The sequence below is a fragment of the Sorangium sp. So ce296 genome, from assembly GCF_051529605.1.
In the GTDB taxonomy this organism is placed as follows: Bacteria; Myxococcota_A; Polyangia; order Polyangiales; family Polyangiaceae; genus Sorangium; species Sorangium cellulosum_D.
In genome coordinates, this window is sequence record NZ_CP150325.1 from 14,551,673 (window position 1) to 14,577,115 (window position 25,443).

The 25,443-nt window shown below is 70.2% G+C and carries 12 protein-coding genes; 8 read left to right on the top strand and 4 right to left on the bottom strand.

Translation table 11 applies throughout. The features are described from left to right. Positions 1-33 precede the first annotated feature (33 nt). Complete coding sequence (locus WME98_RS53750) at positions 34-1,248, bottom strand: anaerobic sulfatase maturase (RefSeq protein ID WP_437949283.1); 1,215 nt, start codon at positions 1,246-1,248, stop codon at positions 34-36. A gap of 131 nt (positions 1,249-1,379) precedes the next feature. Next, on the bottom strand, positions 1,380-4,376 hold the full coding sequence (locus tag WME98_RS53755) for a sulfatase-like hydrolase/transferase (protein ID WP_437949284.1): 2,997 nt from the start codon (positions 4,374-4,376) through the stop codon (positions 1,380-1,382). Between the two features lie 1,049 nt (positions 4,377-5,425). Here WME98_RS53755 and WME98_RS53760 point away from each other — a divergent pair. From WME98_RS53760 to WME98_RS53790, 7 genes are all read left to right on the top strand, one after another. After that, positions 5,426-7,420, top strand: coding sequence for a CHAT domain-containing protein (locus WME98_RS53760; protein ID WP_437949285.1), 1,995 nt, complete (start codon positions 5,426-5,428; stop codon positions 7,418-7,420). After that, entirely contained in the window at positions 7,417-11,199 is a 3,783-nt protein-coding gene (locus WME98_RS53765) for an nSTAND1 domain-containing NTPase (protein WP_437949286.1), read from the top strand. The genes WME98_RS53760 and WME98_RS53765 overlap by 4 nt, the downstream gene beginning before the upstream one ends. 7 nt (positions 11,200-11,206) lie before the next feature. Continuing rightward, a complete protein-coding gene (locus WME98_RS53770; RefSeq protein WP_437949287.1) occupies positions 11,207-12,223 on the top strand; it encodes a PEGA domain-containing protein in 1,017 nt (338 codons plus the stop codon). Positions 12,224-12,437: 214 nt separating this feature from the next. Continuing rightward, entirely contained in the window at positions 12,438-13,799 is a 1,362-nt protein-coding gene (locus WME98_RS53775) for a metallophosphoesterase (RefSeq protein ID WP_437949288.1), read from the top strand. Between the two features lie 121 nt (positions 13,800-13,920). Further along, positions 13,921-15,567 carry a peptidoglycan-binding domain-containing protein gene (locus WME98_RS53780; RefSeq protein ID WP_437949289.1) on the top strand — a complete coding sequence of 549 codons (1,647 nt, stop codon included), beginning with the start codon at positions 13,921-13,923 and terminating at the stop codon, positions 15,565-15,567. A gap of 16 nt (positions 15,568-15,583) precedes the next feature. Beyond that, entirely contained in the window at positions 15,584-17,278 is a 1,695-nt protein-coding gene (locus WME98_RS53785) for a hypothetical protein (RefSeq protein WP_437949290.1), read from the top strand. Between the two features lie 74 nt (positions 17,279-17,352). Then, a complete protein-coding gene (locus tag WME98_RS53790; RefSeq protein WP_437949291.1) occupies positions 17,353-19,068 on the top strand; it encodes a hypothetical protein in 1,716 nt (571 codons plus the stop codon). A 41-nt stretch (positions 19,069-19,109) separates the two neighbouring features. On the opposite strand, the gene WME98_RS53795 is transcribed toward WME98_RS53790, so the two are convergent. Together WME98_RS53795 and WME98_RS53800 are read right to left on the bottom strand one after the other, a co-directional pair. Then, the gene (locus WME98_RS53795; RefSeq protein ID WP_437949292.1) at positions 19,110-20,180 is read right to left on the bottom strand and encodes a hypothetical protein; all 1,071 of its coding nucleotides are present in this window, start codon (positions 20,178-20,180) and stop codon (positions 19,110-19,112) included. A gap of 127 nt (positions 20,181-20,307) precedes the next feature. Then, the gene (locus tag WME98_RS53800) at positions 20,308-22,521 is read right to left on the bottom strand and encodes a sulfatase-like hydrolase/transferase (protein ID WP_437949293.1); all 2,214 of its coding nucleotides are present in this window, start codon (positions 22,519-22,521) and stop codon (positions 20,308-20,310) included. Positions 22,522-23,429: 908 nt separating this feature from the next. Between WME98_RS53800 and WME98_RS53805 the strand changes: the two genes are divergently transcribed. Next, positions 23,430-25,292 (top strand): aryl-sulfate sulfotransferase, encoded by a 1,863-nt coding sequence (locus WME98_RS53805; RefSeq protein ID WP_437949294.1) that lies wholly within the window; start codon positions 23,430-23,432, stop codon positions 25,290-25,292. Positions 25,293-25,443 lie beyond the last annotated feature (151 nt).

Consider the following 25,443-nt stretch of genomic DNA (forward strand, 5'->3'; position numbering starts at 1 on the left):
AGCGGTCCATCGAGATCCCTCGTCGCGGCGGGTTCAAGGAGCGCGGACGGTCGCGCTCCTCTCTCGCGGCATGTAGTGGCGGTAATCGCGCGCGGTGCCGCCGAGGCGTATGGCTGCGGCCATCGCGCGCAGCGCGGGCACCGTGTGCGCGTAGAACATCTTGTAGCCCTCGCACAGGTGGTTCAGGCCGGGCTCTCCGTCCGGCGTCTGCTTGACGCGGTGCGCCGGGCAGCCCCCGTAGCAGTACTTCTGGTGGTCGCACTCGCGGCAGTACCGGGGCAAGGTGTCGAGCTTGTCCTGCCCGAAGCGCGCCTGCTGCGGCCCGTCCACGAGCACGGACAGGCGCTTCTTCGTGATGTTGCCGAGCAGGTGCTCGGGCGTCACGAAGTGGTCGCAGCTGTACAGATCGCCGTTGTGCTCGACGGCGAGCGCCCGCCCGCAGGTGCGCGCGTGCACGCACAGCGTCGACGGGAAGCCCATGGTGATCCCCAGCATCATGTCGAAGTGCTGGACGAAGATCTCGCCGACGTCCTCCGCGATCCACTCGTCCCAGACCGCCGTCAGGAACCGGCCCCACTGCGCCGGCTCCACCGTTCGGTCGGAGAGCTTGCCGTCCTTGTGCTCCACGATAGGGATGAGCTGCATGAAGCGCGAGCCGATCTCCTTCAGGAATCGATAGACCCGGGCCCCGTGATCGCCGTTGTCGCGCTGCACCACGGTGAGCGTGTTGAACTCCACGCCGCTGCGCTTCATGGCCTCGAGGCCCTTCATCACCCGCTTGAACGTCCCGCGCCCCTCCATGTCGAGGCGGTAGCGGTCGTGCGACGGCTCGGGCCCGTCGATGGAGATGCCCACGAGGAACCCCTCGTCGCGCAGGAAGGCGCACCACGCGTCGTCGAGGAGCATGCCGTTCGTCTGCAGCGAGTTGGTCACGCGCTGGCCGGGGCGCGCGTGCTTCTTCTGCAGCTCCACCGCGCGCCGGAAGAAGTCGAGCCCCATCAGCGTGGGCTCGCCTCCCTGCCACGCGAACCCCACCTCCTCCGCGGTGCTCGGCTGGGCCTCGATGTACTGCTGGACGTAGCGCTCGAGCACGTCGTCCGCCATGCGGAAGGAGCCGCGGGTGGGGTAGTCGTACAGGCGCTCCTTGTCCAGGTAGAAGCAATAAGCGCAGTTGATGTTGCAGATGGCCCCGATGGGCTTGGTAATGACGTGGAACGGAGCGCGCGCTGTCTGTTGATCAGGTGTCATAAACTCTCCGAGTCATCGAGACTGTTGGAGGCGGGCTCCGCCCGACGGAGCGAGCCGGGCGGACGGCCCGCCCTGCCGTGCCGGAGCGGACCAGCGCATCCTTGCTGCGCCCGCTCCGCGCTCAGCCCTGGCTAGGGGGAATCTCCATACGAGAAGACCGGATTGGGCGCCGTCGTCGGGACATAGGTGGCCACGGTACGGGCTCCGTCTTTGAGGCGCCACACATGCGTCTCGTAGGTATCCTGGACTACCTGGCTGCGCGGCGCGATGGTGCCGTACTTCTTCTCGGCCCCCGCATAGTCCACCCAGACGTAATCGAGCGGCACGGAGCCGTTGTTGCGGAAGGTGGCCTTCACGGCCACCGTGCCGCGGATGGAGCGCTCGTTCGCGAGCTGCACATCCACCGTCTGCTCCGCCGTGCCGTCGGGGAACCGCCCGGCGCAGAGCGTGACCCAGCTCTGGCCGTCGCTGCTGGCCTGGAACTCATAGTCCGCGATCCTGCCGTTCGCCTGGTCCTGCCTGGGCAGATACTTGAAGCCGCTGATGGCCTGCGGGCTTTTCAGATCGACGCTCAGCCAGTGGGGATGCGCGGGGCGCCGGCTGTACCACTCCGTGTGCCATATCGAGGCGCTGGTTCCATCGATGGCGTTCTGCCCACGACCATTCTCCCCCGCCGTCTCTTCGCTGTCGACCGTCACGGTCCACGCGGAGCGATCCAGGGGCTTCCCGTTCACAAGGACCTGGAAGTCTGCAGCCGATGTCCAAGGGCCGCCGTTCACCTCCGACTTCGCGAGGAGCCGGACATACCGGTACGCGAACAGCGGGGGGAACGGCAGCGGGCCTCGCTGCTCCTTCTCGTCACCGCCATCCAGGCGATGCCTCTTCATCTCGTCATAGAGCCGCTGGGCCACGGCGCGGTGGGTCGCGTCGGTGAGGAAGTTCTCGATCTTCTTCTCTCTGAGGGCCCCTACGATCGTCTCGTGCGGCACGAGCTCGTAGAGCGCGTACGTGTAATCGTCCGTCACGTCGCTGTCATTGAACTTGGACCGAGCGCAGCTGAGCAGGTACCGGCCGTCGCTGACGAGCGCGAACTTGTTGGTCGTCCTGCCGCCTTGCATCTTGTGATAGCCGAACTGCTGGCTGAAGTTGAACTCCCGCTTCTCGACGCTGCCGCCCCGCAGGTACGGCTTCAGGCTGACCGAGTCGACCGCCTCGCGCGCGCTCGCCCCGGCGATATCGGCGCAGGTCCTGAAGATGTCGAGGATGTGGACCAGGTCGCCGCTGGATCCGCGGATCGCGGCGCCAGCGAGGTAGCACGGCGTCCCCGCGAGCAGGGAGCCGCCATCGGCGATGATCATCGGCACATGCACGGCCCCGATGTGCGGCGTCGCCTTGTCTTGCTCGTCGCTGTCGAGGAGCACGCCCGGCCGATCCGGATCCTCGTCCTGCGTGCCGTTGTCCCCGATGAACACGATCACGGTGTTCTTGAGCTGTTCCTGGATCTCCGGCTCGGGCGAGCTCAGGAGCTGGCCGATGTAGAAATCCATCGACTCGACCATGGCCACGAACATCTCCTGGACGGTCGGCTTCTCGGGGTTGGCGAACCGGATGGTGTAAGACTCCCTCGGCGGGACGTGGAAGGGGTCGTGGGGCGCCGTGAGCGTCAGCGCGACGCACCAGGGCGAGCCGAGCATCTGCGCGATCCACTCCTTGGCCGAGTAGACCTGATCCCGCGTCGCGTACATGTGGGTGCGCTCGGTCGGTGGACGATCGTAGAGCATGACGCCCGTGAGGTCGTCCTCGTAGCACTTCTCCCAGACGTAGAACTGGATGTCGGGCTGGCGCTCCACGAACTCTGGGGCGACCCTGCGGAGGTACTCCGTGGTCCGCGTCCGCACCGCGTCGCGCTTCTTCGCGAACGCGACCTCTTTGGGGTCGTTCGGATCCTTCGCCTCCGGATTGACCGAGGCGAGCTTGCTGAGCGGCATGGTCGCCTGGGAGTATCCGTACTTGGGGGCCACCACGCGGAAGCCTCCCTCGAGGATCCCCTCGAACCGCTCCCAGCCCCAGTCCCATGCGGTCCGCTTGGGGTCGTTCTTCTTCCCTCCGGCGGGTTTGGTCGGGGGTCTCTCTGCGTCCGGCTTGCCCATGTGCCATTTGCCGAACATCCCGCAGCGGTAGTCCGCGCCCTTCAGGACCTCCGCCAGGCTGCGGACGGCCGCGCCCGATCTAGGGTTCATCACGAGCGTGTTGTTGCCGCCCGGGTCGGGGTAGCCCACGCCGCTCCGCCAGGGCTGCATGCCCGTGAAGAGGCTGCCCCGCGTCGCCGAGCACACCGGCTGCGCCCAGGCGCGGGAGAAATGCATCCCGTGCTTGACCAGCTTCTCCAGGTTGGGGAGCCGCTTGGGCCCGGTGGTGCCGTTCGGCCCGTCGAGCTGGACGGTGACCTCCCCTGTCGCGTCGTTGATGCGGAGCGCGTCGGCGCCGAGGTCGTCGGCGACGATCAGCAGGAGATTCGGCTTGCCGCTCGCCTGCGGCTGGGGGCGCGCGAGGCCCGCGATCTCCGCCGGCGACAGCGCCGCGCCGTAGATCTGGAGATCCTTGATCTGCCCGGCGAAGTAGTTCATGCCGGTCCCGCCCCTCAATCCGCGACAGCCGAGGTAGAGCGCCGAGCCGTTCCGGGTGTCGCCGGCGGTCGTGTCCGGGGTGCTGGCCTCGAGCGCGCCGTCGACGTACAGCTCGAGCACGCCCTTGCCGTTCTGGGTCCTGCGCACGAAGGCGACGTGGTGAAACTTGCGGTCGTTGAGCAGGCTCTTCGACATGACGGTCGGGAAGTTCGTCTCGTCGTATCGTCCTGCGTAGATCTTGCCCTGCTCGGCGCCTCGCGCGTAATAGCGGAGCGCGAACGGATAACGCCCGTACGCGTCCCACTTCTCGACCATGCCGGGGTCGACGTTCTGCTGGCTCGGCTGCACCGGCTCCGGGCACACCTGGACCGCGACCGTGAAGTCCTGATCGCGTGCGAAGTTGATCTCGCTGGAGCTCGGGATCGCCCGGTACTGCGTCTTGCCGTCGAACGTCAGCGCCTCGCTGCCGATCGGACGAAATGCGGTCTTGTAGTCTCCCATCGTCACACCCTCCTCCCTCGTGCTGAAATGCATGCCTGATGAACGATCTCGACCGGGCTGAGCGCAGCCGGCCGCGAGCCTCGCAGCGCGACGGCGTCAGCCCCGTGGCGCGCGCCGCGTCGCCCCCGGCTCGCCGGAATGATGCGGCCGGTGAGCGGATCGTCCGCGGGCGACGAGATTCGCTGCCTCAGCGTCTGGCCCCACAACGGCCATCCGCGTCACGCGCTCTTTCGGTCAAGGCGTCCCTGGCGAGGGTTGTTTTACCGATTACGACTGGAAGTTGATTGGCAAGAACTACGAAAAATCACGCTCGGCTCGTGGACGATGCGGCGCAGATCACGGCGCCCGCACGCCGCGGAGCGCCGCGCGTGGCCGGCGCGGCCGGGAGCGCTGCGCGGATCAGCGAAGTCTGCCGGCGTTTCCGGCGCGGCGCCGGGTGCTCGCTCGCCCCCGAAAGCAGGCCGATACGACGGGATGCGGTCAGATCGCGCACGAGGTAAAGGCGCGCGTACGGCATCGCGAAGGCGAGCGCGCTGCGCGTCCCACGCGCTCCCTCTCCTGCGTACGCGCTTCGTCCTGATTTCGTCGTTTTGACCTGCCTCCGCCCGGGGAGCTCCCCCTCGGTACCGCGCCGGAATGGGCGGCAGCTCACGTCGATCCGCCCGGCGCTCCCGGCCGCGCCGGCACGCGCGGAGCTCCGCGGCCCGCGGGCGTCATGATCCACACCGCATTCTTGGGAGACCATGCGTGGTTTTTGGTCGATTCTTCCAATCAAAGATGGGCCGCGCTCGGTAAAACGAACGATGCCTGGCCCGCCGCGCTGGGCGGGACGCGGACACCCAAGCTTGCCGATGAGCGCAGCTGGGCCGAGGGCTGCTGAGGACAGCAACATGGGGCGCGGCCGTGACGGCCTCCCCGGAGCTCGGCGTCGCCGCGCCCGCGGCGCGCGGCGCTCCGCCAGGAACACAGGATCAGGGCGCTTTGATGAGCGTTCGCCTCGAAACACTCCAACCGACTGCGCAGCGTGCTGGTGTGAGGGAATCGTCGCCATGTGGCTAGAGATCGAGCTGGACACCAGCAATCAAGGCCTGCGCGTCAGCGCGCGCGGTAGCCGCGGCGAGCGCCCCCCGGCACGCGCGCTGCTCCCGGAGCGCGGCATCGACGCCCTCCAGGCGTTCGCGAGCAGGGTCGGGCGCGCGATCCGGGGAGGAAAATCGCTCGACGCCGGCGCCATCGACGATTCGCAGGCGCTCCACGGCGAGCTCATCGACGGCGAGCTGCGAGACGTCCTCGTCCGCCTCGGCGAGGCTGCGAAGGAGAGACGGCTGCTCGTGCGCCTCTTCGCCCGCGATCGCGCGCTCCAGCTCATCCCCTGGGAAGCGCTCTGCCGTCCCGGGACCTCCGAGGGCTTTCTCGGCACCGACCCGAGGCTGCTGCTCGCTCGCGGCGTCGAGTCGTCGGAGCCCTGGGAGCCTCGCGAGGTCCGGGGCGCCGTCCGCGTCCTCGCCATCGCGCCCGGCGCCGACGAGCGGGCCCTCGCCGCGTTGAGGGAGGCGCTCGCAACGTCGATCGAGTCGGGCGACGTCGAGTGGCTGGATCCCATCGCCGGCCCCGACGTCGGCCCGAGCGTGCTCTTCGATCGGCTCCGGCGCGGCAAGACGCCCCACGTCGTCCACTTCCTCGGCCACGGCGGCGTCGATCTCTCGGGCAAGCCCGTGCTGCGCGTCGCCGACGACGAGGACGGCGAGGAGGTGTGGGTCACCGCAGAGGCGCTCGCCCGGGAGCTCAGCGCGAGCTTCTGCGAGGAGCTGCGCCTCGTGCTGCTCGAGGCGTGCGAGGGCGCCAAGGCCGGCGCGTTCGGCAGCGCCGCCGAGATCCTGGCGAGGGCGGGCGCGGACGCCGTCGTGGCGCACCTCTGGCCAGTGAAGGCCGACGCGGCGCGCGCCTGCTCGTCCGAGATCTACCGCGCGCTCACGGCCGCCGATCGGACGTCGGGCGACATCGGCGCCGCCGTGGCGGCGGCGCGCAGGACGCTCCTCGCGAGGAGCGCGGAGGCGTTCTCGCCCGTGCTGTACCTCCGCGGCTCGGACTCGGTGATCTTCAGCTTCGAGGGGCGGCGCGTCTCGAGGCCGGCCCCGAAGCGGGGCTCGAAGCGCCTCGCGCCCGCCCTCCAGGGCCTGCTCGAGGGCGCCTTCACGATGGTCGTCGGCGACGTCGACGACGATCGCAGGACGCTTCAGCAGGAGATCACGAGCTTCATGCAGGAGAACGGGGACGCGAACGTCGAGGGCCTACCGCTGAGCACGCTCACCCAGCGCTGCGTGCTCCGCTTCGGGCACGAGGTCCTCCATTCCCTCTTCCAGCAGTCGCTCACGCAGTCGCCTACCGCGGAGGTCCCGCCGCTCATCGAGGCGCTCGCGCGCTTCGTCCGGCCCGGCGTCCACGTCACGCTGCTGTGGAGGCCGCACCTCGAGCGCGCCATCGCGGCGCAGCACCCGCAGCACACCGTGTACGCGCTCCAGCCGTCGATGGCCGACCCGAGCGGCAAGCCGCGCGTCGTCAAGCGCCCGGCCGGGGCGACGTCGTGGAAGATGGATCCGCTCCTGCCGAGGCACTTCGATCTCGCGAGCGAGATCGTCGTGCTCCGCCTTTACGGGGGCTACTCGGTCGAGGCGCGGCCCATCTTCTCCCCGCCCATCCTGACCGAGGACGATCACATCCACGGGCTGCTCGGCGCCGAGGGGCTGCGGCCGCCCTCGTGGATGGAAGAGCTGCTCGCGCGGCCCAGGATCCAGCCGGGGCTCTTCGTCGGGCTGTCCATCCTCGACTGGCGCCACAGGATGCTCCTGCGCTGGCTCTACGACCAGCGCTCCGCGCCCAAGGACAGCCTGGCCATCCTGACGCCCGACGCCGAGCCCGGCGAGGTGGAGATCTGGCTCAGCGGCGGAGGGCTGCCCGGCGCGGCCCGCATCGCGGCCATCGCCGAGGACCCGGCGCAGCTCGCGCCGCTGCTCGCGGACCTCGGTCCGGTGGAGGCGCGATGAGCGCGCTCGTCACGAACCCGTTCCCCGGCCCCCAGCCGTACCGCGCGTCGGATCGGGAGCGGTTCTTCGGGCGCGGGGACATGGCCCGCGCGCTCGAGAGCAGCGTCCTCGCGAGCCGCTGCGTCACCGTGTACGGGCCGTCGGGCGCCGGCAAGTCGTCGCTCGTGCAGGCCGCGGTCCTCCCGGCGCTCATCGAGGCCCACGAGGTCCGTGTCGTGCTTGTGGACGGCTGGCCGGAAGGCGAGGACGCCTCGCGCTGGCTCGCGAGCAAGGCGTACGCCGGGGCCGGCCTCGGCGAGGCGCCGGGCGACATGTCCCCGCGGGACGCCATCCTGGCGGCCGCGCAGCGGATCGCGCGGCGATCGGATCGGCTCCTGGTCGTCTACCTCGACCAGGTCGAGCAGCTCCTCTACCCGGGGCGGGATCCCGAGCCCACCGAGGCGCTCTTCGCGTGCGTGGACCAGCTCGCGCAGCTGCCGCTCGGAAAGGCGCGCGTGGTGCTCTCGCTCCGCGAGGACTACCTGGGCCGCTTCCGCGATCGCCTGCGCGATCGGCGGCGGCTCCTGGACCACGGGTTTCGCGTGGGTCCGCTCACGGTGGCCGAGCTCACGGAGGCCATGTGCCAGACGGCGGCCGCGGGGGTGCCTCCGCAGGCGTGGTCCAGCGACGAGCTGCGGAGGTTGATGCTCCAGGTGCGCGTGCCCGGACAGGCGGCGTCCGACCAGGCCGAGGCGGTGGCGGCATACGCGCAGATCGTCTGCCGGGCGTTGTTTCAGCAGCGCGCCCAGGGGGACGGCGCGACCGAGGCGGTCGAGGCCGAGCCCATCCTTCGCGGCTACCTGGAGGCGACGCTGGAGGAGCTCGGGCCGCGGCGGGATGCGGCGCAGCAGCTGCTCGAGGAGCACCTCGTCACCCCGGACGGCGGCAGGACGCTGCGCCTGGAGAAGGAGCTGCTCCGGCTCCTGCCCGCCGAGGAGCTGTCGCCGATCCTGAAGGCGCTCGAGCGGGCGGCCATCCTCCACGCGGGAGAGCACCAGGGGAGCCGCTACTTCGAGCTCGGCCACGACTGGCTCGCCAGGATGGTGAACGAGCAACGGGAGCAGCGGCTGCGCGAAGCGGAGCAACGGCGGCGCGAGCAGGAGCAGCAGGAGCGCTTCCGGCGGGAGCGCGCCGAGGCCGAGGCGAGGCTCGCGAAGGAGCGCGCGCGGCGGCGCGTCCTCGTGGCGATCGCGTCGGCGGCGGCCACGGGCGTCGCCGGCGCGCTCGGCTACTGGGCGTGGCAGGAGCGGGTCGCGAAGGAGAAGGCGCGCGTCGCGGCCGAGGAGACCAGGCAGCGCGCCGAGGCGAAGGCGAGCGAGGCGCTGGACGCCAAGGTCGAGTCGGGGGTCCGCGAGCTGAACGATCGCGGCCAGATCTCGATGGCGCTGAAGCTCTTGAGCGAGGCGAAGCACCCCGAGGCGCAGCGCGGCTGGGTCGGGCTCGCCAGCGACGCGCTGCGCGAGAACGCGCTGCGCGCCAGCCTGCGCGGCCACGAGGGACCGCTGACCGCGGCTTCCTGGAGCCCGGACGGCAAGCGCGTCCTCACGGCCTCGGAGGACGGGACCGCGCGCGTGTGGCGCGCCGACGGCACCGGGCAGCCCGTGAGCCTGAAGGGCCACGGCGCGGCCGTCCTCTCCGCTGCGTGGAGCCCGGACGGCGAGCGCGTCCTCACGGCCTCGGAGGACGGGACCGCGCGCGTGTGGCGCGCCGACGGCGCCGGGCAGCCCGTGAGCCTGAAGGGCCACGGGGGGCCCGTCGTCTCGGCGGCCTGGAGCCGCGACGGCCAGCGCGTGATCACGGTGTCGCGCGACGGCGCGGCTCGAGTCCACGCGGCGGATGGCGCCGGCGAGCCGCTCGCGCTGAGGGGCGGCGCAGCCCCCATCTCGTGCGCGGCGTTCCATCCAGACGGCGCGCGGTTCCTGACGGGCTCTGCGGACGGGACGGTGCGGTGGTGGAGCGCCGACGCCGCGCGCACCACGGACTTCAGGGGCCACGAGGACGCGGTGATCTTCCTCGCCGTGAGCCCCGACGGCAAGCGCATCGCGACGGCCTCGCGCGACGGCACGGCCCGCGTCTGGGACGCCGAGGGCACGGGCGCGTCCGTCCTGCTGCAGGGCCACACGGGCGCCATCCTTCATGTGGCGTGGAGCGCCGACAGCGCGCGCGTTGCGACCGGCTCCGCCGACGGGACCGCGCGCGTGTGGCCCTCCGACGGAGGGCTGGTGCCGCCGATCACCCTCAAGGGGCACGCGCAGTCCGTGGTCCACGTGGCGTTCCGGCCGGACGGGGCGCACCTGGCCACGGCCTCGACCGACAGGACCGCGCGGCTGTGGCCGCTGGACGGCAGCGACCCGCTGGTCTTGCGCGAGCACGACGCCCCCGTCCGGGCGGCGGCGTGGAGCCCCGACGGGTCGCAGGTGGTCACCGCGGCCGGCGCAGACCCCGCAGGGCCGACGAACGATCGCACGGCGAAGGTGTGGAGCGCGGAGCTTCTGGAGCGGCTCCAGCGCGAGCGGCGCGGCGCGGGCGCCGTTCGTTCGGTATCCCTCGACGCTGCCGGAGAGCTCGCCGTCTCGGCGTACGACGACGGCAGCGTGCGCCTCTGGCGCATCGATGGTGACGAGCGGACGGTCGCGCTCAAGGGCCACGTCGCGCCGGTCACGAGCGTGGCGCTGAGCCCGGCCGGCACACACATCGTCACGTCGTCCTTGGACAACACCGCGCGGGTCTACCGCACGATGGGCAAGGGGGAGGCCGTCGTCGTCCGGCGGCACGACGCCGAGGTGTCCTTCGCCGCCTGGAGCCCCGACGGCAAGCGCGTGGTCACGGTGTCGGCGGACAGGACGGCGCAGGTGTGGAACGCCGACGGCTCGGGCTCCCCCTTGCTGACGCGGCACCACGAGGACCGGCTGACCTGGGCGGCGTGGAGCCCGGATGGCACGCGCATCGTGACGACCTCCGTGGATCGCACCGCGCGCGTGTGGCAGGTCGGCAGCACGGACGCGCCGGTCGTGCTGAGGGGGCACGAGGGCAGCGTGCTCGCCGCTGCCTGGAGCCCCGACGGGAAGCGCATCGTCACCACCTCCGAGGACAAGACGGCGCGGCTCTGGGACGCGGACAGCGGCAAGGAGCTCGCCGCGCAACGGGGGCACCAGGGCGCGGTGCTCCGCGCGATCTGGAGCCCCGACGGGGAGCGCGTCGCCACCTCGTCGGCGGACAACGTCGTCCTCATCTGGCACGCCGACGCGAGGGGCACGCCCATCGCGCTCGAGTCCCGGGTGCCCGTGCTCGCGATGAGGTTCCTCGAAGGTGGGCGGAAGCTCCTCGGCGTCGCGTCGGACGGCATCGCGCGCGCGTGGGTCACCGACGTCGGCACGCTGCGCGAGCGCCTGGAGACGGCGCATACGGACTGCCTCCCTGCGAACATGCGCGCCCTCTACCTCGGCGAGACGCCCGACGAGGCGCGAGCGCGCCACGCCAGGTGCGAGACCTCGTTCCGGAGGACACCGGTCGAAGCGAAGGCCGCCGCGACGACGCCGAGCGCGCCGGCCGAGCCCCCGCCCGTGCCCTCGGCCGAGCCCCCGCCCGTGCCCTCGGCCGAGCCGTCGGTGCGCGCCGTGGACGCGGCGCCGGCGCCTCCTCCGCGGCTTCGCCTGCGGCCTGCTCCGACGCAGCCCCCGGCGGCCCCTCGCCCCAGTGGAAAGGCCTTCAGGCCTCCCGGTGGAACCAAGCTGGAGTGACATGCGCATGAATCGATCGTTCGTGGCCCTCGCGTGCTTCCTCATACCGCTCGTCCAGGCGAGATCCGCCTTTGCGGACAAGGCGGCGGACCTGTTCACCGAGGGGAGCAAAGCCGCCGAGGAGAGAGACTGGGACGCGTGCCGCGCGAAGCTCATCGAGGCGTGGGGGATCAGGCAGCACTGGCGGATCGCGGCGAACCTGGGCGCGTGCGAGCTGAACCTGGGCATGTACCGGGACGCCGCGGAGCACCTCTCGAGCGGGCTACGCGTGCTGCCAGCGGATGTCGGAGCAGACACGCGCGCCGAGCTCACGGCGCTGCTGGACGAGGCCTCGACGAAGCTCGTGACGCTCACGTTCAGGACCGATCCGTCAGACGCCGAGGTGCTCCTCGACGGGAAGTCGCTCGGGCGAGGGCCGTTCGAGCGATCGATATTCCTCGACGCGCGGACGTATGCCATCGAGATCCGGGCGGAGGGGCGAAAGCCGTTCAAGGGAACGATCGAGGGGCGCGCCGGCCAGAGAGAAGCCGTGGACCGGCGGCTCGAGCCGGTGGAAGCGGCGCCGCCTGAGCCGGCAGCGCCGCCGCGGCCATCGAGGCGAGCGACGCCGCGGACCGCGCCGATCCCGCGCGTGGGGCCGGGCGCACAGGGGCCGTCGATTGTCCCGCTGGTCGTCGTCGGCGCCGCCGCGGCGGTCGCGCTGGGCGTGAGCGTGGGGCTGTCGGTCGCCGCGGACGGCAAGGCCGATGAGGCGCAGGAGGCGGCGAAGGACCTGAACCCGTCGGCGTGCGACGATCCGCGGCGGAGCACGGCGGCCTGCAAGGCGCTGGAGGGCGCGCTCTCCGCCAGCGACGCGCTGAGCAGCGGCGCAGTCGCGAGCTTCGCGGTCGGAGGGGCGCTCATGCTGGGGACGATCGGCCTCGCGGCGTGGAATCTATCGCACGCCCGACGCGGCCCAGCGGTGCGCGCAGCGCCGGCGATCGGCATGTCCTTAGGCGGCGTGACCGTAGCGGGGTCGTGGTGACCAGGCCGCGAGCGACGCCTTCCAGCCGCTCGCTTCTGCGCGCCGGCGGGGCGACATCCCAGGCGGCGGATCCGCGCCTGCTCCGGCGCCTCGATCTCGCGAGCGCGATCGTCGTGCCCCCTCCACGGGGGAGCCGCTCCGTCGAGGCGTGGCCCGTCTCCTCGCCTCCCTGCTCACCGAAGACGATCACACCCACACCCCCAGGAACCAGTCCATGCGAACCCTGATCATCAGCGATCTGCACCTCGGCAACGGCGGTGACTACGATGTCTTCGCAGGAGAGCGAGAGCTCCCCGCGCTCCTCGACAGGTTCACCTCGCCGCCGACCCGCGTCCTCGTGAACGGCGATGGGGTCGATTTCCTCATGAACGAGGATGAGCTCGAGCTCGACGTCGCCCGCGCCGTGGCGCAGGCCAAGGCGTGCGCGGAGAGCCGCGCCACGAAGGCTGTGCTGGCCGCGTTCGGCCGCGTCCTCGCGGCCGGCGGCCAGGTCGTCTTCCGCCTCGGCAACCACGACGTGGAGCTCGCGTTGCCCGAGGTCCAGGACGTCTTTCGCTCGGCCCTCGGGCAGCCGCCCGCCGTCGCCGCGCGCCTCTCGTTCCAGCTCGGAGAGGCCCCGGATGTGCTCGACGTGGGCGGGGCCAGGATCCTCGTGACCCACGGCGAGCACAACGACCCCTGGAACATCGTCCATTACAAGGGGCTCTCGAGCGCAGGGGCCGCGCAGCGAGCCTCGTTCGCCTACGCACCCGGCTCGATCCTCGTCAAGCAGTACCTGAACCCGCTCACCCGCGAGTTCGGGCTGCGCTTCGCGAACCTGCTCAAGCCCGATTTCCAGGGCGGCACGCTCACGGCGCTCGCCGTCGCGCCGTCCGCGATGAAGCTCTTGTTCCAGCGCTCCTCGGCGAGCCTCTGCTGGCAGCTCTTCCGGAAGATGAGCGGGCCGGCCGCGTTCGCCGAGCAGGAGGATCTCGGCCTCGCCGATCGGGTCGCGGACGCGGGCCTCACGCCGGAGGAGCAGGAGGCCGTGGAGGCGCTGGTCGGGGACGGGGCGGCCGCCTTCTCCGATGACGAGGACGACGACGGCGTGCTCGGCCGGGCGCGGCTCAAGCTCGGTCGGGCCGGGCTCAAGCTCTATGCGAGGCTCCAGCGGAAGCTCACCGGCAAGGCGGGCGACGCGTACTTCGAGCTCGAGCCCGACGAGGCCGAGTGGAAAGAGGCCAAGCGGCTCGCCGCCAAGTTCGGGGCGAGCGCGGTGATCCTCGGCCACACCCACGCGGCGCGCTGGAAGCACGAAGGCGGCCTCCTCTTCGCCAACACCGGCACATGGATCTGGCTGATGCAGCTCCCGCCGTTCGACGCAGGCGACGACGTATGGGCGGAGTTCCTCGCCGAGGTGAAGAGCAATCCCCGCCTCGCCCCCGAGCGCCAGCGGCGCGCCAGGCTGATCAGCCGGTTCACCGCGGTCAGCGTCGACGAAGCGCCGGGCGGGGGCGCGGCCGTCGCGCTCCTCGAGTGCGATGGCGCCTCGGGGATTCGTACGTTGGGAGAGGCCCGCGTGCCGCCGGCCTCTTGACCCATGATCGAGCCGGGCGAGGCCCTGGGCCCACCTGGCCTGCCTCGTCGACGGCTCCCAGCCCGAGGACCGAGGACGCTGGGCCCCAGGGCGGGGCAAGACCCATGAAGAGGAGGACACCATGAGCACACGAGAAGATGCACTCGACACCGCGCCCCTCGGCGAACCGGGCCCCCTCCCCCTCTGGGAGGACCTGGTGTTTTCCGAGCCGGAGCTGCCCGACGACTACACCGAGGCGCCCCGGAGCTTCGACGACACGCCCCCGCCGCAGCTCGTGCGCACGATCAACCTGCTCCCCATCCCCGAGCACGGCGTGCGCGGCCCCGAGGACGTCGAGGGGATCGCGGCGCACATCCTCGCGCGGGCGAGAGAGGGGCTCGCCGACCTCTTCGCGCACGAGGACTACGCCGGTTACGAGGGCGAGCCGACCGAGGCCTGGGCGCGCGCGATCGCCGAGCACCAGACGGGGATCCCGTATACCATGCCCGTCTACTTCTACGGCTCGCAGAAGAAGGTCGCGGAGGGCGTCGCGCGCCAGGGTCGTTATCCGCTGGTGGGCCAGTGCCAGCAATCGGTGACGACGGCGCTCTGCATCGGCGGATGGGACGGCGGGGTGAGCGGCGATATCGGCGCCGGCAAGGACTCGCAGCCCTACTGCGCGAGGCTCGGCAAGGGCTGGACCGACGTGCCCCTGGACCTGAAGAAATGGCCCGATGAGCTCTGGGCCGACGTGAAGGTGGGCTCCTGCCTGTTCTGGTCCGCCGACTCCATCGGCTCCGGCCACGTGGTCCTGGTCGTCCGCAAGCACCCTGTCGACCGGAAATGGCAGATCTGGGACACGGGCACGTCGTTCCACGATCCGAGCAACCACCTGACCGCGGCGAGGCAAGCGCGGATGCTGTGGGAATCCCACTGGTGGGACTTCATCCCGAAGTCGCTCTCGAACGGCAGCTGGCCGTTCCGGGGCATCGGGCTGATCTCGGGGCTGGGCCAGCTGAAAGCGGACCTTCGGCCCCGGGGGCGCGCGCGCCTGATCCTCCAGCGCCGGAGCGACAAGGCGCTGCTCTTCAGGTCCGCGTGGCTCGACATGGAAGCCGAAGGGCTGCCCATCTCGTGGCTGCTCCGCGGCCTGCGCGGCGCGCCGTTCTCGGACCAGATCGAGGCCACGTTCTGCATCAACTCGCCGCCTGGCCTGACGAAGAGCTCCCCCAGGGGGACCCCGCTGCTCGACTGCACGGTCGACGCGAAGGGCAACGCGCGGATGCACTGGAGCTGGCAGTGGAAGCAGGGCTATCACGAGCGGAAGAACCCCGCCGTCTGGCAGCCCGACGCGCCCTTCCTCGCGGGCGCCGAGGGCGCCGGGAAGGCCCAGGCGGTCTCCTGGCCAGAGGCCCCGGGCAGGGCGGAGCCGGATCCTTACGCCGAGGCGGAGGCCGAGCTGCGGGCGAGGCGCGAGCGGCGTGCGCGGGGCGTCCTCCGGAGCGCGCTGCTCTCGGGTGTCGAGGATCTCGAGAGGGTCGCCGGCGGCAGGGGCGCGATCAAGGAAGGCGCGCGTGGAGCAGGGGCCAAGGCGATCCAGGAGGCGCTGATCGCGCTCGGGTTCGAGGTGCCCGGCGGCGCCGATGGGGCCTTCGGCAAGGGGACGGCCGACGCGCTGAAGAGCTTCCAGGCGCAGGCGGGCCTCGGCGCCGACGGCGTGGCCGGGGCGGGGACGCTCAAGGTGCTGGATCAACGCCTGCAAGGCCTGCCGCGGACACCGGCCCGCTGAGAGGGACGACAGAGCCATGCGGACATTGAAGGATCTTCAGCTGCTCTTGACGCCCTACGACGACAGGGAGCCCGTCTTGAAGGACGGGCTCTACGGCGACGCGGCGGCGCAGCAGGACGCGGCGGGCGAGAGGGACGACACGCTCGAGCATTTCTGGGAAGAGACGGGCGATCCGGACGATCTCGAGGCGCAGCGCTGGGGGGTGATAGCGCCCGAGGGCGCCGCGGGGGACCGGCTCATCGCGCTGATCCAGCCCCTCATCGACGCCCGGCGAGAGGCGCAGGACGGCCACGAGGTGAAGATCTACCGCGTGCCGCCCGCCATGTCGCCGGAGGAGGCGGCCCGCTGGCGCAAGCAGCACTTCGACGTCAGCGTGGAGCTCGCGCGCGATCTGCCCCGCTATCAGCTCCTCCTCGGCGATCTCCACGAGGTGCCGCTCGCTCTCCAGCAATACCAGTCCATCGACGGCTTCGTCGGACGGCTGTGCTTCCGGGAAGAGCGCGAGTACGAGGCGTACGTCGACAAGGTGCTTCGCTGGGAGCGGGCGCGCGCCGAGGTCGCCGGGAGCGCGAAGTTCTACACCGTGCACGACGGCACCGCCGCCACCATGATGGGCTACAGGTCGCTGACCCAGCCGGCGCTCGCGCAGCTCGGGAAATACAGGATCGATGCGGCCGATCTCGGAGACCAGGAAGCGCCCTCTCCGGACGAGTTCCTGCAGGCGGTGAGGAGCCCGGAGCCCACGGTGCTGTTCACCGTCAGCCACGGCGCCGGCGCGCCGCGCGGCGGGTGGAAGAGCGAGGGCGATCAGCGCGACCGGCAAGGGGCGATGAGCTTCGGGCGCGAGGGCAAGCTGACCGGCGGCGATCTCGGCGACGCCCCGTTCTTGCCGGGCGGGATCTGGTTCATGCTGGCGTGCTACGGCGGCGGGACGCCGGACGTCAGCGCGTACCGGCACTGGCTCGACCGGCTCAAGCAGAGCGGCCAGTTCGGTGGCCAGGCGCAATCGGTGCTCGCGGGGCTCCCGCAGAGCGGCCAGCGGCCGTTCATCGCCCGGCTGCCCCAGGTGGCGCTGGCCAACCCGAACGGGCCGCTCGCCGTGATGGGACATATCGATCTCGCGTGGACCTACAGCTTCGAGGAGCGGGACACCGGAAAGGCCGTGTCGCGTCCCTCGAAGTTCGTGGACGTCATCCGCACGGCGCTGGAGACGAGCCGGGTGGGGAGCTCGTTCCGGGAGCTCTTGAAGGCGTCGCTCCTCACGAACGCCGAGCTCACCAGCCTCTACGACAAGGCGGAGAGAGAGGGCGCCGCGCACGCGCCGGACTCGGCGCGGCTCGGTCACCTGTGGATGCTCCGGCAGGATCTCTCGGGCTACGTCTTGCTCGGCGACCCGGCGGCGCGGCTCCCGGCCGCGCGCAGGCGCCTGAAGAAGGACGCGGCGAGCAAGGCCGAGCCCAGGGCGCCCGAGGTCCAGTCGGTGGCAGCGGCGAAGGCCGCGGCGTCGCCCTCCGCGGGGGCGCGGGCAGAGGCGCCGACGAGGCTGCCGCCCGACATGGACATCGACGACGTGGAGAGGGCCATCGGAAAGGTCCTCTCCGGCAGCCCCATCAACGCGGTGGCCAGCGAGCACGGCGTCGAGCCGGCGAAGCTGCGTGAGCTCAAGGACATCTACAAGGCGGCCGGGCGCGCCGCGCTCGGCACGAGGTGATCTCGCCGGCCGGGCGCGCGGGACGCAGGGCTCCGCCTGCGGCGCGAGGCGCCTGGCTCCTGACGGAGGCTGCGATGGCTGCTGCCCACGACGACGACCGACTGGACCTCTTGCTCGCCGACGCCGAGGAGCGCAGGCCCGTCCTTGAGGAGGGGCTCCCGGGGGAGGCTGCCCAGCGCGGGCCCAGACCCAGGGAGAAAGACAGCTTCGACCGGAAGCGGACGGACGCGGATCCGAACGATCTCACGCTCCAGCGGTGGGCCGTCGTCGCGCCCAGAGGCAGGGAGGGCGACCGGCTCCTCGAGGCCGTCGCGCCGCTGATCCAGCTGCGCGAGGCGGAGCAGGGGGCGCCCGTGACGATCTACCGCGCGCCGCCGGACATGGACGCCCGGGAGGCTCTGGCGTGGCGGGAGAGCGAGTGCTGGAGAGACGACGTTCCGGAGGACGAGTGGCCGTACTACCTGCTCTTGCTCGGCGATCTGCATCATGTCTCCCTCGAGCTCCAGCACACGCTCGCGAGCGGCGCCCTGGTCGGGCGCGTCCATTTCGAAGCCGACGGCGAGCTCGATCTCGACAGCTACGCCGCGTACGCGCAGAAGGTCGTGCGCTACGCGCGGGAAGGCAGCGCGCCCGAGCCCTCGCCGGACATGCTCTTCTTCGCGGCGCCGGACGGCTCGACGGCCACGCACGCCGGCGACACGAAGCTCGTCGCGCCGAGCCTCGCGGCCGTCCAGGAAGGCAAGGACAAGGGGCGCTTCCCCGTGGCCGCGGTGCGAGGAATCGAGGCCGAGACCGCCGACGAGCTGCTCGCCGCGGGCGCCTCCGGGCGGCCATCGGTGCTGCTGTCCGTCAGCCACGGTCTCGGGCCGCCCCGCCGCGGTTTCCGCTCGGAGGAGGAGCAGCAGCGACGGCAGGGGGCGCTCCTCCTCGGCCGCGGCGAGGTGCTCGACGCCGAGCGGCTCCGGGGGCAGCGGTTCCTGCCGGGCGGCCTGTGGTTCTGTCTCGCCTGCTTCGGCGCGGGGACGCCGAGCGCGAGCGCGTATCACGCCTGGCTCTCGCAGCTCGCGAAGGAGGGCGCCTACGGCGGCAACGCCGAGCGCGTGCTGCAAGGCCTCCCGGCGCCCGGACGTCGCCCGTTCGTGGCGGCCATGCCCCAGGCGGCCCTGGCCAATCCGGAGGGCCCGCTCGCCATCATCGGCCACATGGACCTCGCGTGGACCTACAGCTTCTCGCGCGCGGGCAACCCTTCGGAGAGCCGCAAATCGCGCATCCTGTCCGCGCTCCAGGTGATGGCCCGCGGGAGCCGCGCGGGCGTCGCCCTGGGAACGCTGCTCCAGTCCTACGGCGAGGCGAACGACGCCCTCATGGCGAGCTACCAGCTCGAGGCGAGCGCCCGCGCCGAGGGCAGGCCTGATCCCACGGATCGCGTCGATCGAGCGCACCTCTGGATGCTGCGCAACGACCTCCGCGGCTACGTGCTGCTCGGCGATCCCGCGGCGCGGCTGCCGCTCCGGCAGAGCGCGCTCCGCGGGCCGGCGCCGGACGCCTCGGGCGCCCTCCTCCGCTCCCCCCGCGCCGAGGCGCCCTCGCCGGCGGCCGCTCCTCCGCTCGAGCCGCCGAGCGGCGCCGAGGACGTCCCGCTCGCCGTGAAGGTGGCGGCGGCGGACGCGCTCTTCTGCGGGGACGAGACGCCGCGCGCGATCGCGGCGCGCGCGGGCGTCTCGCTGGCGACGTTGTGGGGCTGGGTCGACGCGTACCGGGCCGGGGGGCGATCGCGGCTCGGCGGGTGACCGCCCGCGCCTGCGCACGAGCGACGGCCCGCCCCTCGCCCTCAGATCCCGGAGAGCGCCTCCTCCAGGCTCAGCGCCCCTTCCCGGGCCACCTCCTCCGCTGGCGGAGCGGCGCGCAGGAGCGCGCCCAGGTCGCAGCCTTCCGCCTCGCTGAAGGTCGGGAGCAGCAGCGCGCTCTGCGACTCGGCATAGCGCTGCTTGAGCGCCTCGGCGATGCGGCGCCGATCCGCCTGCGTCAGCTCCGGCGCCTTGAGCGCCACCACGATCGCCTGCCGCAGGCAGGACTCGGCCCTGGCCTTGTTCCCCTCGGCCAGCGCATCGAGCATCTCCGCGTACGGCTCGGCGATGGACCTCAGCTGATCCCAGTCGTCACGCTCGGTGAGGAGCTCCAGGCGGAGGAGCATGTGATCGAAGCCGGTGAGCGGGGCGCGGCCCTTCGCGGAGCCCACGTGCAGCTGATCGTCCACGACCCACAGGCTGTCCGGGCGGAGCTGTCCGGCCGTGGCCCGGATCGCGGCCATATAGGTTGAACGGAGGTCGCTCCCAGCATAGGACCCGATGACGCCGAGGTGCAGGCGGCCGCCCGCGCCGCCGGAGAGGAGCTCCTGAATGCCCGCCCCGAGCGGCGCGGCGAGCGCCAGGGCCGCAGAGAGCTGCGGCTCGGCGAGCAGCGCGGAGAAGGCGCTCAGGGTCTTCAGGAACCCGCCGAGGTAGTCCTTCCCGGGGAGAGCGAGGAGGCCAGCCTGCATCGAGACGGCGCCGCCGTGAAAGGGCAACGTGGGCGTGAGCAGGCGGTTGCGGCTGACGATGTTCGTCGCCCCCTCCTCGGCCCGGAGCGTGCTCGCGTCGGCGATGCCAGGGATCACGAGCCCAGGCCTCCCGCCGAAATCGAGCTGGACCACGCTGTGGACGGCGGGGATCTGCTCCCTCATCCAGGCGATTTCCCTCGACAGCTGCATGTCGGCGAGCCAGAGGCGGAAATAGTGCACCCCCGCCCTGGCGGGCGTGGGATCGAGCGTCCGGCCCACGATCCGCGCAGGATCGATCTGCACGTAGAGGGATTGCTGACGGTCCTTCTCGAAGCAGTCTTTGACGGCTGTCCAGCTCGCCATGTTCTCCTCCCCGCCGATGTGTGCCCGGCGCTGCGGTGCGGGTACCGGCGCCGGCACCGCGCGCCGGCCAGACGGCCCTCCATGGGCCGCGCGATGGCCGTACGCGCGGTGGCCTGCTCGACAGTCTTTAGGGCCGCTTGATCAGCCACAGGGCTCGATTGTAGTAGTTGGCGTCCGAGCCGACGACCTTGGGGCTCTCGAAGCCGGACGACGCCAGCCACCCGCCTTCCCCCCCGCGAGCGCCGGAGAGCGCCGGCCCGTCGGAGAACGCGTAGCGCTTGGTCTGATAGTTCGCGATCAGGAACGCGTCCCCCTGCGGCTGAAACACCCAGAGCGCCATGTTATAGTAGTTGGCGTCGGCGCCGACGAGCTTGGGGCTCTCGAAGCCGGACGACGCCAGCCACCCGCCTTCCGCCCCGCGCGCGCCTGTCAACGGCTGGCCAGTGGAGAACAGGTACCGCTTGGTCTCGAGGCTCTCGATCAGGTAACATTCACCCGACCTGCGAATGATCCAGAGCGCCCGGTTGTAATAGTTGGCGTCGGCGCCAACGACGTTGGGGCTCGGCCCCCACCCGCCCTCCGCTCCGCGATCGCGCGAGAGCGCCGGTCCGTCCGAGAACAGATAGCGCTTGCTCTCCACGTTCTCGATCAAGACGGGCGTATCGAGCAACGCCGGAGGAAACACGAACGACGACCTCTTGATGACGGGGAAGCCGCTCTTGGGATCATCGTACGGACGCTCGCGGGCCAGCACGGTATAGAGCTCGATGAGCTTGTCCTGATACGCCAGATCGGTGACCGTGAAGGACCCGTCGGAGTTTGGCGCGAGCGCGTTGATCTGTTTTTCCTTCAACGACCCCGGGATGGCCGGATCGGGGACGAGGCACGAAAACTTGTAGTCGAGCACCAAAGCCGTCGTGGGTTGCGAAGACCGATCCACGGGGACCCCGCTGGCGTTCACCAGCAAATCGCAGGTGAGCTTGTACTGGCTCTCGGTGTCGCTGACCGACGCGCCGATCCGCGGCGCATTGACGCCAGGGCCGGGCTTGAGGTAGAGCTGGCTGAAGTTGTGGGTGCGCGTCGGCTTGCGCACGCTCTCGTCGAGGTGCGGGACGAAGCTGATCGAATCCAGGAGCGGGCTCGGCTGCAGTCCAGCGATGTCGACGGCGGTGTTGTAGACGTCGATGATGTGCACGGGCGAGCGGATCGAGCGCGGCGCCGTCTTCACGTAGCAGGGCGCCCCGCCCGTCAGCAGGCCGCCATCGGCGACGATCATCGGCACGTGGACGCCCCCGATCGACGACGTGGCCTTGTCGTCGCCGAGCTCGTCGTCGATGCTGACGAGCCGATCGTCGGGATCGAAGTCCTGTGTGCCGTTGTCGCAGACGAAGATCACGACGGTATTGGCGAGCTGGCTCCAGATCGCGGTCAGCAGATCGTTGATGTAGTAGTCGATCGACTCGACCATCGCGACCAGCATCTCCTGGATGGTGGGCTTGGCGGGGTCCTTGATCGTCGTAGCTTTGAAGGTGTGCGGCGGCGGCACGTGCCAGGGATCGTGCGGCGCGACGAGGTTGAGCGCGACGCACCACGGCCCTTGATTCGCGAGGATCCACCGCTTGGCGTCTTCGACCTGATCCTCGGTGATGTAGATGTGTTTACGATCTGCCGGGCCGAGCGGAGGATTCGCCTTTCCGTTGGCCCCGACCGTGTCCTTCTCCCAAATGTAGTTACGCAGGTCGGGGTTGTTGTTCAGGAACGTCGCATCGTACTTGGCCGCGAGCGCCTTGGCGGCGGCGCCACACTTGTCCGGCTTGGTGCTACCCGTGGCGCCCTTGAGCCGCGCGAAGTTGACTCGCGGAGGCTGGCTGGGGAAGCCGTACTGCGTGATTCCATCGGGTCGCACTCCGCCGCGGAAGATCCCCGCGAATGTATGCCACCCCCACTCGACCGGCGTCCTTTGGGTGCCGAGGTCCCACTTGCCGAACATCGCGCACTTGTAGCCGACCATCGACTGCGCGAGCGTTTGTATGTTCTGGCCCGTGACCGCCTGAGACCCGAGGTTGTCGTCGCCGCCGGTCGGATAGCCCAGCCTGGTCTTCCACGGCTGCAGACCGGTCCACAAGCTCCCCCGCGTCGGCGTACACACCGGGTGAGCCCAGGCGTTCTGGAAGTGCACGCCGGCCGCAAGGAGGCGGCTGAGGGTCGGCAGCGTGACCGGACCGGCGACGCCGTTCTTGGCGTTGACTTGGGCAGCCACGGTCTTCACGCCAGCGTTGATGCGAAGCACGTCGACACCGAGGTCGTCCGCAAGGATGATCAGAATGTTCGGTTTTGCCATCAGCTGAGGTCCCTATGGTTGGAGGCCGTGAGCCATCTGAGCCCGTGCGAGGGGCATGCGCTGCATGTCGAAGTTGGGCGGCCGCTCGCCCTGTGGGCCTTCACGCTGCTCTCCTCACAGGGGCGGAAGAGGAAGAGCAAAGAAGAGCAAAGCGATGGCCGGCCCAGCAGCGGTCGCCCGCGGCGTTAGGGTTGCAGTGTTCCGTCGGTCGCGGTGGGCCTGGCATGGGTTGTTTTATCGATCGCGACCCGAAGTTGATTGGCGAAACCCATCAAAAACCACGCGCGGGTTCTGGACGATGCGGCGCAGATCACGATGGACCTGCGCCGCGGAGCTCCGCGCGCGGACGGCGCGACCGCGAGCGCCGCGTGGATCGGCGGGATCTGCCTGCCTTCCCGGCGCGGCGCCGGGGGAGCTCTCCCCGACCGAAAACAGGCCAAAACGAGGCAATGCGGCGAGAATACGCACGCGACATAACGGACGTGAGCGCGCGGACGTCCTACCTCGTGCCCTCGCCGGGCGCTGGCAGGATCACGCTGCGCTCAGAGCCGAGCTCCTCGCTCGAACGAGCTCATCGCAATTGCGTCGTTTGACAGTCTTTTTACTCATGGTATCCTGAAATGCGCTCATAGCCCGTTCCGCCGAGAGCGTTCGTAGGCGAAGAAGCGCCTTCCCACGATCTCTGGGGACGGCTGTCCAACGGACGCCTCGCATCGCCAGGGTGGAAGGTGCGGCGCGTCCCGCGCGGACCTCAGGAGGCGGCTCTCATGAGACCAGATCGGATCGATATGAGATCAGCTCGGCTCGGTTGCGCGGGGAGGAGCGGCATCCAGCCACGAAGATCACGCTCGAGCGGCGGCAGGAGCCCCGGATTCGAGGTGGGCGCGTACAGGGCGAGGCACAAGGCGATGAGGAAGACTGCACCCTACCTACCCCTCCGCGCCCCCACGGAGGGCTGGCTCTTGTCGTGCTCGCTCGCGGCGTGCTCGGCCGTCCTCTGGGCAGGCTGCGGGACACGCGAGGGACCAGCGCCGGTCGGTCGGGATACTACTCCTCCGGCCGTGATCACAGGCCCAGAGCTCCACGCCGTGCCGGCGCCCCTGGCACGTAAGCTGACTGTGGCGACCGACGAACCGACGCAGGTGACCATCACGATCGACGACGGAGTAAAGCCGACAGAGCTGAAGATCGACTCATATGCCAACTCCCACGTTATTCCGGTGCTGGGGTTGACGTTCGATACCCCGTACACCGTGTCGGTGACCGTGACGGACCAGGCCGGCAATCGCACGGAGGCGGGCAGCGGATCCATCCCGCCAATCTCCCCGCCGGAGCTGTTCCCGCCCATCGAGAAGATCGTCACAGGGAGCTCAGAAGCCGAGCAGGGGTTCGTGCTGTTCACGCCGGCCTCGACGACCGTTGAGAACGACACCATGCCCGTCGGATACGTGACCATCGTCGACAACAACGGAGACGTCGTCTGGTTCTACGAGGCGCCTGCGGCCACCGAGGTGCTGCGTCTGAGCAACGGCAACTTGCTCATTCAGTCCGCGCCGGAGCATCACGCCTCGATGCTCGAGGTGGACATGCTCGGACAGACGGTGCGCACGTGGGTGTCGCGAAAGGCCCCCAGCTACGGCGACCCGTCCTCCGAGGCCATCAAGGTCGACGTGGACACCTTCCACCACGACGTGCGCGTCATGCCGAACGGCAACTTCGTGACGATGAGCACCGAGCTACAGCACGTCGAAGACTATCCGACCGAGGAGACGAACGTGGACCAGACGCTCGCTCCGGCGAATTTCGTGAACCCTACGCTCGCGGAGTTCGAGCCCGACACGGGCAAGGTCGTACATCGCTGGTCGGTCACCGATGCGGACTCCGACCATATCGTGATGAGCCCCCCCGTGGACCACAAACGGGTAGGGTACAAGTCGTTGAGAAACATCTTCTGGGCGGATGTCTACGGTCCTGACGTGGGGGGGAACGAGCTCGACTGCGGCGCCGACGGGGTCGATCGGGCGACCGGCGCGGGGACCTGCTACGACTGGGGCCATTTCAACACATTTTGGTATGACGAGCGCACGGACAGCTTCTTGCTCTCGCTGCGTCACCTCGGCGCGATCGCGAGCTTCAACCGCAGCACGGGCGCGCTGGACTGGCTGCTCGGCAATCACAATTACTGGTCGCCGGAGCTAACGCCCTATCTGCTCGATCCGCCCGCGGGGGCCACCGCGCGCTTCTGGCCGTACTACGCGCACAGGGTGACCATGACGAAGGCCCGCACGGTGATGATGATGGACAACCACAACCTCGAGGCCATAGCGCCGGACCCCCCGCTCCCCGCCCGCGACAACAACAGCCGAGTGGCAGAGTACGCCGTCCAGAACGGCGGTGTGCAGATGGTCTGGGAGTACGAGCACCCGCTCGTGCCAGGGGACGAGGTCAATACGAACCTGTACTCGTCCGCCGTGGGCGGCGCTCTGGAGATGCCGCAGACAGGCAACATCCTGATCGACTTCGGAGGCATCTGCAAGGTTCCAGACGAATCCATCAAGCCGCCGGGCGAGACCGGCAGCCCCGGGGAGCCGTCCGACAACAATAACACTTGCAAGCACTGGGCGCGCATCATCGAGGTGAAGCACGACGATTCGAAGAAGGTGGTCTTCGATATACGCGTCGGCGACAACGACCTGACGCGTACGGTGGGTTGGTATGTGTACCGCGCCACGAAGCTCCGCTGTCTTCATCCACAATCGCCGACGTGCTAAAGCACCGTTCACGTTTGTCGACCGAGGAACGAACCGACGAGGACGCCAAGAACGGCAAGAAGAGGACGAGATCTTGGCCTCTCTGGCGCCTCGGCGGTTCGAGCTTCTGCTCTTTCGAGCGGTTTCAACCCGCTTGTCGCTCTAGCCAGTG